This is a genomic window from Wenyingzhuangia gilva (assembly GCF_030519655.1).
In the GTDB taxonomy this organism is placed as follows: Bacteria; Bacteroidota; Bacteroidia; order Flavobacteriales; family Flavobacteriaceae; genus Wenyingzhuangia; species Wenyingzhuangia gilva.
Genome location: NZ_JAUMIT010000001.1, coordinates 590,790 through 604,430 on the forward strand (window position 1 = coordinate 590,790; position 13,641 = coordinate 604,430).

A 13,641-nucleotide genomic window follows, 5' to 3' on the forward strand; every position below is an offset into this window, starting at 1 on the left:
TAGATTTTTAAACTCCTATAATTTGACCCGTAAAAGTAGTTTCTGAACCATCTGCTGCTTTCATTACTATATCTTTAAACTTTAGATCTATTTTAGAGGAATCACTAGCATTAACAGTAACCTCAACTGTTCCTGATTGCGCAAACCAATTCTTAGAATCATGACTATAAAACACCATGGTTAATTTTCCTACCCCTGGAACCACATTAATTCCTTCAGAAGCTAAAACATTATAAGTACCTGCATTGATAACTTTCATCAAATCAAAATAAAATGTTAAAGCGGCACTACTAGATTGACATGGGTTTGAAATAATATGAACTGTAGAAACCAAAGGTTTTCCTTGTGAAATTGGTGTACACTCTATCTTATCATCTCCAAAAAAATAATATGAATCCGTTTTATCTCCTCCATTGTTACCACCTACAATTACTTCTTTTAGTGAAGCATAAAGAAGGTGGGTTGATGTTTTAAGAACATTTATTTTATTGATAAAATTATCTGCTTTTAGAGATAAAGCATAAGACAAATCGTTTTTGGTATCTTTCCAAACATATTCATCTCCATTGATTGTAAAAACGGGTAATTCTATTTCATCACCATCATTTTTATCAGGATCAGTATCTATGAATAACATTCCAGAACTAGAAAATGTTAAAGTTATTTTTTGATTCTCTACGAATGGTGCTCCCGATATAGCTGTATTGGTATTAAAAGAAACACTTTGTGTTGGATAATTAGATTTTAAAATGGATATAAATTCTTTTTGTTCAGTTGTTAATTCTAACTCTTCTGTTAATGAAGTATCACCAGAAGAGCAAGAGCTAAAAAGTGCAGTAAGCATTAAACTCGCTGCAATGATGTAATTTTTCATTCTAGATATTAAGTTTAAGTTTTAACCAAAACTACATCTAGTCCCAAACAAAAACATATTATGTTTACTGAACTATGTCTCAAAAACAGCAATTGAGACATTTTTTAGGACAAAATCTACTGAAAATATTGAGAAGGGCTAGTCTGTTTGATATTTTTAAAGACTCTATAAAAAGAGCTTCTACTCTTAAAACCTGCTTTTTCTGCAATAGCATCAATAGTTAGTTTATCCTTTTCTAATTTTAAAAGCACAATAGCTTCTTCAACTCGAAATTCATTAATTAACTGAATAAAACTTTTATTTAATTCTGAGTTAATCACTTTAGAAACTGTTCTTGGAGATTCATTTAAATCTGCTCCCAATTGATGGATGGTATAATCTTTATTTAAGTATGTTTTATTTTTTTGTAAAAAACTTAATATTTTATCAGAATTTAATTCCTCATTATGTTCTTCTTGTACAATAAAGGTCGGCTCTGATAATTGAACCTCTTTAGATTTTATTTCTTTTTTATCAAAAAACCCTGTGTTATATGTCACCTTATTCGAAAAACTTTTATAGACCATAATTGGATAAAAACAAGATGATGCTAAAGGTGTAGCCAAAAGATCTGAATATATTACATAACTTGGAAAAAAACTGATTTGAACCACGTATACCAACAGTATTAAAATATTAAGATATAATAAACGAGTGACAAAAAATTTTAACCATTTATAATTGGTTTTATCTACAATAGACAAATAGGTTTTCATTTTTATCAAATTCACCTTTCTAATACTCCATGTAATATATATCGCAAAATGAATTAACTGAGCTAGGTAAATAATATTCGTTACCATATCTTCTCCTGCTACTATATTTAAATAATTTTCATGAATAGATTCACTAGACTGAAGTCCAATATACACTCCGTAAAAAGTAATTGTAACAACAGGAAAAAAATGTAAAAGGTCTTTTATTTTAAAGTCATATGTGTTTTCTTGAACCAAATGAATATAGAGAAGTAATAAAGGACCAAATAAAAAACAGATAGATGAACCTAAAAAAACAAACAATACTGATACAGAAAAGTATTGCATATACAAAAAGGCATTTGCCATTAAAACAACACTTGGTATAAATACCAATCCCCCAAGTACTTTATTAGCTAATATGTTATTCTTTTTAAATAATAAGACGAAACTAAGCACCATTAAATTTATGGCAGCAAGTAAAGAGAACATTATTAATAACTTTAATTCTTCCGAATTATTCATAACCTTGATATTTATAAACTATAACTGCTACAAAAGACAGTAGTTTTAATATATATTGGAGACTAAAATATTATTTTTTCTGGTAAAAACCCTTTTTGATAATAGCAATATGAATCATAAAATTAACCTAAGAAGAAATTCTAACTAATTTTGACAGTTAAACAAAAAGCCTCACTAAAAATAGTGAGGCTTTTATCTTTTTTATAAAAAACTAATTTCCTAAAAATTAGCTTCCATTTTTTCTTTAATCAAATCTAATCTTAGATTTCCTACCGAACCAATGTGGGTATGATTTACATTTAAATCTGGTTTAAATTCTCCATTCTGGATTTTGGCCCCTACAATTTTATAAGCATCTCTAAAAGGCGTTCCAGCTTGTACCAAAGCGTTTACTTCTTCTACACTAAAAATATATTTGTACTTATCATCCTCTACAATGTTTTCTGTGATGATAATATTTTCTAAAGAAAAAACCATCATGTCTAAACAAGATTTTAAAGTAGATACTGATGGAATCAATCCTTCTTTTACCAATTGTAAATCTCTGTGATATCCACTTGGTAAATTGTTTGTGATTAAGGTTAATTCGTATGGTAAGGCTTGTAATTTATTACACTTACCACGAATTAATTCAAAAACATCTGGATTTTTCTTGTGAGGCATAATACTAGAACCTGTAGTTAATTCATCAGGAAAAGTTACAAATCCAAAATTCTGACTCATATACAAACAAATATCCATGCTCATTTTTGCCAAAGTTGCTGATAAACTAGCAATGGCAAAAGAGATTGATTTTTCTAATTTACCACGTCCCATTTGAGCTGCAACAGAATTTACTTTTAAAGCAGAAAATCCTAATTCTTTGGTAGTCATTTCTCTATCAATAGGGAAAGAAGAACCATAACCTGCTGCAGAACCTAACGGATTTTGATCTGCTACTTTATAAGCAGCATCTAAAAAGTACACATCGTCTATCAAACTTTCTGCATAGGCTGAAAACCACATACCAAAAGAAGATGGCATGGCTACTTGTAAATGTGTGTAACCTGGTAATAAGTGATTTTTATATTTTTCGGCCAATTCAATCAACAAATCGAATAGTTTTTTAGCCCAATCTTTTAATTCAAGAATCGCATCTTTGGAATACAAATGCACATCTAATAAAACTTGATCGTTACGAGAACGTGCCGTGTGAATTTTCTTTCCAGCATCTCCCAACTTTTCAGTTAGTAACCACTCTACTTTAGAATGTACATCTTCAAAAGAATCTTCAATGGTAAAAGTTCCATCTTCAACCGTTTTTAAAATATTGTTTAACTCTGCAACTAAACCCTCTAACTCTTCATCTGTAATAGTTCCAATGGCATTTAACATTCTAGATTGAGCAATATTCCCAAGTACATCGTACTTTGCCAATTGCAAATCCAACTCTCTATCATTTCCTACAGTAAAAATGTCAATCTTTTTATCGGTTGCATAACCTTTGTCCCAAAGTTTCATACGGTTGTTTTTTATTCTGCTGGCAAAGATACTCTTTTTTTAACGTTTCTTATTTCTTACCAAACGTCAATGCAAGCATTTTTTTTATACCTCAACTTTGCAATATCTAAAATTAAAACATCATGAAAAACTCAAAAATTATTGGACTACTTTATCTTTCTATTGCTATTATTGGTGGCTTTAGTATGGGGTATATTCCTATTGAACTTATTGACATTCACAACCTATCACAAACATTTATCAATATTCAAGAGAACCTACTGTTATTTAAACTTAGTATTCTTGGTGATGGAATTGTGATTGTTCTTGAGTTGTTCATCACAATTTTATTGTATCATTTTTTTAAACAAACCGACACTTTATGGAGTGAAATAGCAAAATATTCTAGATTGGCTATGGCCTTCATCATGGCTATTAATATTCTCTATTACATTATTCCATTATACAATATTCAAACTGTAAATACTTCTATTGAAATATTTAATTTTTGTATGCAAGCTCACTTCTACACCGTTTACATTTGGCAGGTATTCTTTGGAATTCATATGATTTCGTTATCTGTTTTAACCTGTAAACATATTCAATTTTCTAAAATTTTATCAACGCTACTTCTTATGGGAGGAGTTGGTTATTTATTAGATTGTGTTGTGTATTTTTTTGAAGTTAAAAACATTATTATTACTACTTTCGCAAATATTTTATTGGGAGTTGCCGCCGTTTCTGAATTAAGTTTTGCCATTCTTTTGTTGATTAAAAAAAATTAAAACATGTCACTATACAATTCTAAAGAATCAAAAAAGGAAATTTTTAATTTGTACGATCAAAAATTAGAAAGCCTTCACGTTAATTATGAATATTTAACAGTCTCTACAAGCTTTGGAAACACCAATATTATTACCTGTGGGGAGGAAAAAAATCCTCCAATAATTCTCCTACACGGATCTAATGCTTGTGCACCTATTGCACTAGAAACTTATCAAAAATTAATTCCACATTTTAAAGTCTATGCTATAGATATACTCGCTCAGCCCAATAAAAGTGATGAGATAAGGTTAAGTATGAAAGATGATTCGTACGGAAAATGGATGCACGAAATTATAGATCATCTACAAATTAAAAATATTACCCTAGCAGGTTTTTCTTTTGCTGGTTTGGTGATATTAAAAACATTGGAAGTTGATGAAAATAAAATCAGTAAAATATACTTATCAGCACCTGCATACATTGTAAACGGAAACCCTTTAAAAGCTTTGTTTAAGATTTTTATCCCTATGAAAAAATTCATAAAAAGCAAAAACACAAAATATTTAGAAAAGTTTTTAAAAGAAATTTTTAGCGAAAAAGACCCATTTGCACTAGAATTTATGTCTAAAGTATTGCCCAACTTTAATATGGATTTTACTCCAGTGCCTACCATCTCCAAACAGAGAGCAAATTCTATAAAAACACCAATCACCTTGTTTGCAGCAGAGAAAGACCTTATGTTTCCTGGTAAAAAAATGATACAAAGAGCAATTAAGATTTTTCCTTCTTTAAAACATTATCAATTATTTAAAAACTCGAATCACGTTCTAAACAATGTAAACAATAACATTGTTTGTGATATTATTATTAATGATATAACAAAACACTAATTCTATGAAAATCAGATCTCTAAAAAACAATACTCTTTACACTGTTCTAGCAATACTCTCTATTTTGTCTTGCTCTAGTGATCTTGACACTTCAGAAGTCCCCGCTAACAAATATATTTCCATACCCGACAGTTCTTTTGAAAAAATTTTGATTGAACAAAATATAGATTCTGATAATACTGTTAACGGGAAAATTTTAAAAAGCGATGCTGAAAAAGTAAGTATTCTAGACTTAAACAAAGAGCAACACTTTGGAAATATAGAAGACCTAAGAGGTATTGAAGGTTTTACTAATTTAACAAAATTAACTGCTATCAGTCATCAAATTACATCTGTTGATTTAAGTAACAATCAACTTTTAGACACTCTATATTTAATAGGAAATCATCTTAAAGAAATTAGCTTTGTAAAAAACCCTAACTTGGTATTAATTGATATACAAGCCAACGAATTAGAAAGTATAAAAGGGCTTTCTTATGCTACAAAACTAAAAAAACTAAATGCTTCTTGGAATCATCTCGAAACCTTTAACATTCAAAACCCCTCTATAGAAGTTCTGCATATTAGTCAAAACCTTTTAACAGAATTAAATATTGATGGAGCTATAAATCTTAAAAATCTACTATTAACAAGTAATAAATTAACCCTTTTAAACACAAGCTCTAACACTAAATTAGAAACTTTATTAACCTCTGACAATCAAATTGAAAACATCAGTATAGAGAACAATAGAAATTTAACACACCTTTATATCACTAGTAATAATTTAAATAGTTTAGACGTGAGTAATAATTTAAAACTGATTGAGTTAAAAGTAGACAGAAACCCAAATCTAACTTGTATTAAAAAGCATTACAACCAGAACATTCCGAGCACCTCCCTTTCAACATATCAAACCATTAGCAGTAACTGTAATTAACTTACTGCTAATTTTTTTCTTTTATTTTCGCAAAAACACGTTTTTTAATTCTACTATAAGACTCTGGAGTCACCCCAATATAGCTAGCAATTAATACTTGTGGAACTCTATGAATTAAATTAGGTTGATTGTTGATTAAGGTTACAAAACGTTCTTCGGGAGTAGAGATCATAAAACTTGACATTCTATCTTGCATTTTTCCAGCTTCTTTTTCTACTTCTCTTCGGATAAGTTTTTCCAATCTAGGAACGCGCACAATCATATCATCAATTAAAGAATCATTCCCCACGGTTACAATACAATCTTCTAAACATTCAAAGTATGATTTTGATGGACAACCTGTAACCTCGCTAGAAAAAGAATTTACGGGGTCTCCTTCTACAAAAAAAGACACCGTTTTTTCTACCCCATCTTTAATAATATATTCACGAATACATCCTTTTACAACCGCATAACATTCTCTAGAAACGTCTCCTTCCCTTAAAAGAATCTCTCCTTTTTTAGGATTTCTTAACACCGTGTTGTCCACAATAATAGTGACTTCCTCTGGGGTTAAAAACTGAAAACTTTCTATAAAATGTCTTAATGCTTGTTTCATAAAAAAACCGTGATAATCACGGTTTTAAATTTAAACTATTTTCTTTAATAAGTTTACGTAAAAAGCTACACCATCATAAACCTCTTGCACATAGATAAATTCATCTGCTGAATGAGAACGTAAAGAATCTCCAGGACCTATTTTTACAGATTGACATGTCAATCTACATTGATCAGATAAAGTTGGAGAACCATATGTTTTTTTTCCCAAAGCAACTCCAGACTTTACAATATCATGATTAGGATCTATCGATGATGAATTCAATCGTAAAGAACGAGGAATCACCTCACATTCGGTATGTTCAGCAATAATTTCGGCAATTTCTGCATTGGTGTATTGGTCGGTAACTCTACAATCTACCACAAAAGTTAATTCTGATGGCACTACGTTGTGTTGATTTCCTGCATTGATTTGAGAAACTGTCATTTTTACCTCGCCTAAAAAAGGAGATACTTTTGGAAATTTATAGGAATTGATCCACTCTAAATCCTTTAAAGCTTTAAATATTGGATTTTGATGATTTGGAATGTGTGCAGCGTGACCAGGAGTTCCTGTTACTTTTCCATCAAAAACTACCAAACCTTTTTCTGCAATGGCCAAATCTAACAAAGTAGGTTCTCCCACAATCGCTACATCTATTTTAGGCATGATCTCTTGCATATAAGCAATTCCGTTTTCCCCTGAAATTTCTTCTTCAGCTGTAGCCGCCAATACAAAATTATATTTTAAATTTTCTTGATTGTAGAAATACACAAAGGCAGACATCAGTCCTACCAAACATCCACCAGCATCATTAGATCCTAAACCATACAACTTGTCTCCTTCTATTTTTGCTTCAAAAGGATCTCTTGTATACGCCTGATTTGGTTTAACCGTATCGTGATGAGAGTTTAGTAAAATAGTAGGTTTATGCTCATCAAAATATTTGTTGGTTGCCCAAACATTATTCAAATCACGTTTTACTTCAACACCTCTATCTATCAACCACTTTGTTAAAATTTCGGCAGTGGGTTCTTCTTCCTTTGAAAAGGATTGGGTTTGAATTAAAGATTGAAGTAATTCTAAAGCTTCTGATTGTAATTTTTCTATCATTTTATTTTTGGTTGTTGGTTATTAGTTGTTGGTTGATAGCTTAATTAACAAATCCACTTTCTCCAACAACAATCAACTAGCAACAAACAACTATTTACAACGTCAACGTTGTAAATAATTGTTCTTTGTTTATAATCACCGTTGGATTTCCAATAATCACCTCAGAAACTCCTTGCTGCAAAGCATCAAAACAATTTTCCATTTTTGGCAACATTCCATCCGCAATAATTCCATCTGCTTTTAACTGATTATATTTTTCTGAGTTGATGTCTGTAATCACAGAATTATCATCCTCTACAGAAGTCAATACTCCATTTTTCTCAAACGTATACACCAAAGAAACATCATATAACGTTGACATTCCCACAGCAATAGTACTCGCAATGGTATCTGCATTGGTATTTAACAATTGTCCTTTTCCATCGTGGGTAATGGCACAAAAAACAGGTGTCATTCCTCCTTTAATAAACGTAGCTATGTTTTGTGCATTGATGCCATCAACATCTCCAGCAAAACCGTAATCTACGTCTACAACTTTTCGTTTGTGAGCTTGAATAGAATTTCCGTCAGCACCAGACAAACCCAGTGCATTACAATTTTTACTCTGTAAAGTAGCTACTATGTTTTTGTTTAACAAACCGGCATACACCATGGTTACAATTTCAATCGTCGCTTCATCAGTTACTCTACGACCATTGATCATGGTTGCTTCTATTCCTAAATCAGCTGCCAATTGCGTAGCACGTTTTCCACCTCCGTGAACCAATATTTTATTCCCTTCTAAAGCTGCAAAATCAGACAAGAAACTTTCCAACGCCTCAGCATTGTTAATTACGTTTCCTCCTACTTTTACGATGGTTAGTTTTTGTTTCATATTTCAAAATGGTGTTCGAGCGTAGTCGAGAACAAAACATCTCGACTACGCTCGATGACCTTTATAAATTCTCTAATATTTTCTTTAACACAATCTGTGCTGAATATGTTCTGTTATTTGCTTGTTTGATGACAATAGAATTTTCAGAATCTATCACCTCATCAGCTACAATTACATTTCTACGAACGGGTAAACAGTGCATAAATTTTGCATTGTCTGTCACCGCCATTTTATCTGCTGTAATCATCCAAGAACTATCAGTATTTGCTACTTTTCCGTAATCTTTATATGATGACCAGTTTTTGGTATAAATAAAATCTGCTCCTTCAAAGGCTTTCTTTTGATCGTATTCAATCCTAGCACCTTTGGTTCTTTCAGGACTTAATTCATATCCTTTTGGATGTGTAATAACCACCTCAAAACCATCTTCATGAGCCAACGCCATTTCTGCAAATGAATTCCCTACAGCATGAGGCAAAGCACGTGGATGTGGTGCCCAAGACAACACTACTTTTAGTTTCTTTTTAGCAGGTTTGTGCTCCTCAATAGTAATAGCATCTGCCAAAGCTTGTAAAGGATGTCCTACTGATGATTCCATATTTAAAATAGGAACCGTAGCATATTTTACAAAAGCAGACAATACTTCTTCTGCTTCATCTTTTTCTTTGTCTTCCAATCCTGCAAAAGCACGAATGGCAATGATATCACAATATTGAGAAATCACCTCAGCTGCTTCTTTTACATGCTCAGATTTTCCTTGATCCATAATGGTTCCATCTTCAAACTCTAACTGCCATCCTTCTGCACCAAAGTTCATTACAATAGGCTCCATTCCTAAGTTCAATGCTGCTTTTTGAGTACTTAAACGCGTACGCAAACTATTGTTAAAAAATAACAAACCAATGGTTTTGTTTTTCCCTAAAGCTTGATCTTTTAATGGATTCTTTTTGATTTCAATCGCTTCTTTTACCGTGTCTTTAATACTTGGTAAATCGTGAATGGATAAGTAGTGTTTCATATAAATATGGGATTCTTTGAATCGTGAAATTGTTTATTTGCTCTCTTCTTAACAAAAAAGAGTTCTTGATTACTCAAGAACTCTGTAAAATTACTAATAATATATATCTTATAATAATTCTTTCAGTGCTTTCACAAACACATCAATATCTGCTTTTACAATATTTAAAGGTGGAAGAATACGTAACAAATTTTTATTGTTGGCTCCTCCTGTAAAAATCTTATGGTCATAAATTAATTTCTTGCGTAATTCACCTACTTCGTAGTTAAATTCCAACCCAAGCATCAACCCTTCTCCTTTTACTTGTTTCACTCCAGATAAGTCTTTTACTTGCTCCTTAAAGTATGCGTTTACCTCAACAACATTTTGCATAATGTTTTCTTGTTTCATCACATCTAATACTGCAATCCCTGCGGCACATGCTAAATGAGAACCTCCAAAAGTAGTTCCTAACATTCCGTACCAAGGCTCAATATGATTGGCAATTAAAACACCACCAATAGGAAAACCATTCCCCATTCCTTTTGCCATCGGAATGATATCTGCTTTTACTCCGTGATGTTGGTGCGCAAAGAATTTTCCTGAACGTCCATATCCTGATTGTACTTCATCAAGTATTAAACACACGTTGTTTTCTTGGGTAATTTTTCTTACCTCTTGTAAAAATTCTGTGGTTGGCATGTCTAATCCTCCTACTCCTTGAATAGGTTCTACAATCACAGAAGAAACATCTCCTTTAGCAATCTCTGCTTTTACCAATTCAATATCATTCAATGGTAAAATAGTTACCGGATTGTGTGCATTGATGGGAGCAATAATTTTTTGATTATCAGTAATAGAAACCGCTCCTGAAGTACGTCCGTGGAATCCATTTTTAAAAGCAATCACTCTAGATTTTTGATTGTAGAATGATGCTACTTTAATCGCATTTTCATTTGCTTCTGCTCCCGAAGAACACAAAAACAAAGCATAATCTTCTCCACACCCAGACAATTCTCCTAATTTATCAGCCAATTCTTGCTGTAAAGGATTTTGAATCGCATTTGAATAAAAACCAATTTTACTCAATTGATTTTCTAAAGCTGTTTTATAATATGGATGCGTGTGACCAATAGAAATCACTCCGTGACCTCCATATAAGTCTAAATATTTATCTCCTTTATCGTCCCAAACATAAGCTCCTTCTGCTTTTACAGGAGTTACGTTGTACAATGGGTATACGTCAAATAATTTCATTTTGATTTAGTATTAAGTACGGAGTACAGAGTACAGAGTATTCTTACTACTTTGTACTCTGTACTTTGTACTATTTAGAATGCACTTCCTTTTAAATTTAATCCTAAAGTTTCTTCAAAACCAAACATCAAATTCATATTCTGAATGGCTTGTCCTGAAGCTCCTTTTAATAAATTATCAATCGCAGAGTAAATTAAAATTTGATCTCCGTGTTTGATTAAGGAAATGGCACATTTGTTTGTATTCACAACTTGTTTCATATTTACAGGTGCATCCGTAATGTGAACAAAAGGTGCATCTGCATAAAACCGAGTAAAAATTTCTTTAGCTTCTTCTAAAGTTCCATCAAACTTGGTATAAACCGAAGCAAAAATTCCACGACTAAAGTTTCCTCTGTTTGGAATAAAGAACAATTCTCCTGTTTTACTTTCTTGTAAACTGTCTAAAGTTTCTCCTATTTCCCCTAAATGTTGATGCGTAAAAGGTTTATAAACTGAAAAGTTGTTATCTCTCCAAGGAAAATGAGAAGTTTCCGTTGGTGATACTCCAGCCCCTGTTGCTCCTGTAGTGGCATTGATATGGATATCGTTTCCTAATTTTTTAGCTTTTGCTAAAGGCAATAAAGCAAACTGAATACAAGTAGCAAAACAACCAGGATTGGCAATATAATTTGCCGTTTTGATTTCTTCTCTACTCACTTCAGGCAATCCATATACAAACTTTTTTCCTTCAAAAACCATGTCGGCATTCAAACGGAAATCGTTACTTAAATCAATAATTTTAGTAGTGTCTGAAAAAATATTTTTTTGTAAAAATGCCGTTGAATTTCCGTGACCTAAACACAAAAACAATACGTCTACTTTTGGATTGATAGTATCTGTAAATTCTTGTTCAGTATCTCCCAACAAGTCAACATGTACTTTGTACAATTTATTTCCAGCATTAGAAGTACTGTACACAAAATCTAAAGTCAACTCAGGATGATTCATAATCAATCTGATTAACTCACCTGCAGTATATCCTGCTCCTCCTACTATTCCTGCTTTTATCATTTTTTTAGTTTTTAAAGTTATATAATCTCGACTACGCTCGATCACCTAACAACTTTTAAACGTTCTTGTTTCTAGTTAAATCGATTAAACAAATAAACGATTCACCTTATAAACAACTTTTAGTTATGCCTCTAACAAATCTTTATTTACGTGGTAAAAGATTTTGTTTTGCATACCATATATTTTTATGAATCCTTTGGCATCTTGACTAGACCATGCGTTGTTTTCTTCACCGTAATCAGCAAATCCTGAAGCCATTAAATCGTATTTAGAATCAATTCCTGTCACAATGAAGTGATAAGGTCTTAATGTTACATACACCTCTCCAGATACTGTTTTTTGAGAATCTTCTAAAAACTTCTCAATGTTACGCATTAAAGGCTCTAAATACTGCCCATCATGAAACAACGTTCCATAAGTAGTTCCCAATCCTTCTTTGGTAATTTGTTGTGCTTTAGACAAAGTATGTTTTTCTAATAAGTGATGAGCTTTGATAATTACTGTTGCTGCAGCAGCTTCAAAACCAACACGTCCTTTAATTCCAACAATGGTATCTCCTACGTGGATGTCTCTACCAATGGCAAAAGCAGAAGCTATTTCTTCTAACTTTAAAATATTATTTACTGGAGTGTCTTTTACTCCGTTAAAAGCAACGAATTGTCCTTTTTCAAAAGTCAAAGTCACTTGCTCTTCATCTTCTCTTTTTAATTGACTTGGATATGCTTCGCTTGGCAATGCTTTTTGAGATTTTAAAGTCTCTACCCCACCAACTGAGGTTCCCCAAATACCTTTGTTTACAGAATATTTAGATTTTTCCCAGTTCATATCTACTCCATGAGATTTTAAATAATCAATCTCAGTTTGACGAGATAATTTTAAATCACGAATTGGCGTAATAATTTCTATTTCTGGTGCAATAGTTTGGAAAATCATATCAAAACGAACTTGGTCATTTCCTGCTCCGGTAGAACCATGTGCAATGTATTTTGCTCCAACAGATTTTGCATACTTTACTACTTCTATAGACTGGAATACACGCTCTGCAGAAACAGATAATGGATAAGTATTATTTTTTAATACGTTTCCATACACCATGTACTTAATAGCTTTATCGTAGTATTTTTCTAAAATATCTTTGTTTTCATGAGAAGTTACGCCCATTTCGTAAGCTTTTTTCTCAACTGCAGCCAATTCTTCTTTGGTAAAACCACCTGTGTTTACCAAAACTGAATGTACTTCTAGCTTTAATTCGTTGATTAAATATTTTACACAATACGAAGTATCTAAACCTCCACTATATGCCAATACTACTTTATCCATGATATTATTTTAGTTTGTAAAGTTTTAAAGTTAAAAGTTCGTAAAGTTTTTACTTCTCTTTTTATACTTTTCTAAAACTTAATTTCCTTATTTCTATTTATTTGCTTTATTCTAAAGTTGAATTTTTAGATTAAACTTTTTACTTTTTAACCTTCAACTTTATAAACCAACAATTTCAGTCCGCAAAAATACGGAATGTGAATGAAACATTAAAAATTAACCCCTGAAAACACTAATCCTGAACAGAATTATGTTTTTGTATAAA

General features: G+C 31.8%; 13 protein-coding genes. 3 read left to right on the forward strand and 10 right to left on the reverse strand.

Translation table 11 applies throughout. The annotated features are described in order from the left end of the window. Positions 1-7: 7 nt before the first annotated feature. The 3 genes from QVZ41_RS02725 to argH form a co-directional block, all read right to left on the reverse strand. The gene (locus tag QVZ41_RS02725) at positions 8-874 is read right to left on the reverse strand and encodes a hypothetical protein (protein WP_302883011.1); all 867 of its coding nucleotides are present in this window, start codon (positions 872-874) and stop codon (positions 8-10) included. Positions 875-990: 116 nt separating this feature from the next. After that, the gene (locus QVZ41_RS02730; protein ID WP_302883012.1) at positions 991-2,133 is read right to left on the reverse strand and encodes a helix-turn-helix domain-containing protein; all 1,143 of its coding nucleotides are present in this window, start codon (positions 2,131-2,133) and stop codon (positions 991-993) included. A gap of 219 nt (positions 2,134-2,352) precedes the next feature. Further along, on the reverse strand, positions 2,353-3,633 hold the full coding sequence (gene argH / locus QVZ41_RS02735; protein WP_302883013.1) for an argininosuccinate lyase: 1,281 nt from the start codon (positions 3,631-3,633) through the stop codon (positions 2,353-2,355). Between the two features lie 122 nt (positions 3,634-3,755). Here argH and QVZ41_RS02740 point away from each other — a divergent pair, with 122 nt between their 5' ends. From QVZ41_RS02740 to QVZ41_RS02750, 3 genes are read left to right on the forward strand one after another with little or no spacing between them, the layout of a single operon-like run. Next, a complete protein-coding gene (locus QVZ41_RS02740) occupies positions 3,756-4,397 on the forward strand; it encodes a DUF4386 domain-containing protein (protein WP_302883014.1) in 642 nt (213 codons plus the stop codon). Positions 4,398-4,400: 3 nt separating this feature from the next. Further along, positions 4,401-5,267 carry an alpha/beta fold hydrolase gene (locus tag QVZ41_RS02745; RefSeq protein ID WP_302883015.1) on the forward strand — a complete coding sequence of 289 codons (867 nt, stop codon included), beginning with the start codon at positions 4,401-4,403 and terminating at the stop codon, positions 5,265-5,267. 4 nt (positions 5,268-5,271) lie between these two features. Further along, on the forward strand, positions 5,272-6,186 hold the full coding sequence (locus QVZ41_RS02750) for a leucine-rich repeat domain-containing protein (protein WP_302883016.1): 915 nt from the start codon (positions 5,272-5,274) through the stop codon (positions 6,184-6,186). A gap of 7 nt (positions 6,187-6,193) precedes the next feature. Here QVZ41_RS02750 and QVZ41_RS02755 read toward each other — a convergent pair whose 3' ends face one another. The 7 genes from QVZ41_RS02755 to argG form a co-directional block, all read right to left on the reverse strand. After that, positions 6,194-6,784 carry a Crp/Fnr family transcriptional regulator gene (locus QVZ41_RS02755; protein ID WP_302883017.1) on the reverse strand — a complete coding sequence of 197 codons (591 nt, stop codon included), beginning with the start codon at positions 6,782-6,784 and terminating at the stop codon, positions 6,194-6,196. A gap of 30 nt (positions 6,785-6,814) precedes the next feature. Continuing rightward, positions 6,815-7,876 carry a M20 family metallo-hydrolase gene (locus tag QVZ41_RS02760; RefSeq protein ID WP_302883018.1) on the reverse strand — a complete coding sequence of 354 codons (1,062 nt, stop codon included), beginning with the start codon at positions 7,874-7,876 and terminating at the stop codon, positions 6,815-6,817. 94 nt (positions 7,877-7,970) lie between these two features. Next, positions 7,971-8,750 (reverse strand): acetylglutamate kinase, encoded by a 780-nt coding sequence (argB, locus tag QVZ41_RS02765; RefSeq protein WP_302883019.1) that lies wholly within the window; start codon positions 8,748-8,750, stop codon positions 7,971-7,973. A 61-nt stretch (positions 8,751-8,811) separates the two neighbouring features. Continuing rightward, entirely contained in the window at positions 8,812-9,768 is a 957-nt protein-coding gene (locus QVZ41_RS02770; RefSeq protein WP_302883020.1) for an N-acetylornithine carbamoyltransferase, read from the reverse strand. Positions 9,769-9,876: 108 nt separating this feature from the next. Further along, positions 9,877-11,004: an aspartate aminotransferase family protein gene (locus QVZ41_RS02775; protein WP_302883021.1), complete on the reverse strand. Its 1,128-nt coding sequence runs from the start codon at positions 11,002-11,004 to the stop codon at positions 9,877-9,879. A 74-nt stretch (positions 11,005-11,078) separates the two neighbouring features. After that, entirely contained in the window at positions 11,079-12,056 is a 978-nt protein-coding gene (gene argC, locus QVZ41_RS02780) for an N-acetyl-gamma-glutamyl-phosphate reductase (protein WP_302883022.1), read from the reverse strand. Between the two features lie 123 nt (positions 12,057-12,179). Further along, positions 12,180-13,376: an argininosuccinate synthase gene (argG, locus tag QVZ41_RS02785; RefSeq protein WP_302883023.1), complete on the reverse strand. Its 1,197-nt coding sequence runs from the start codon at positions 13,374-13,376 to the stop codon at positions 12,180-12,182. Positions 13,377-13,641 lie beyond the last annotated feature (265 nt).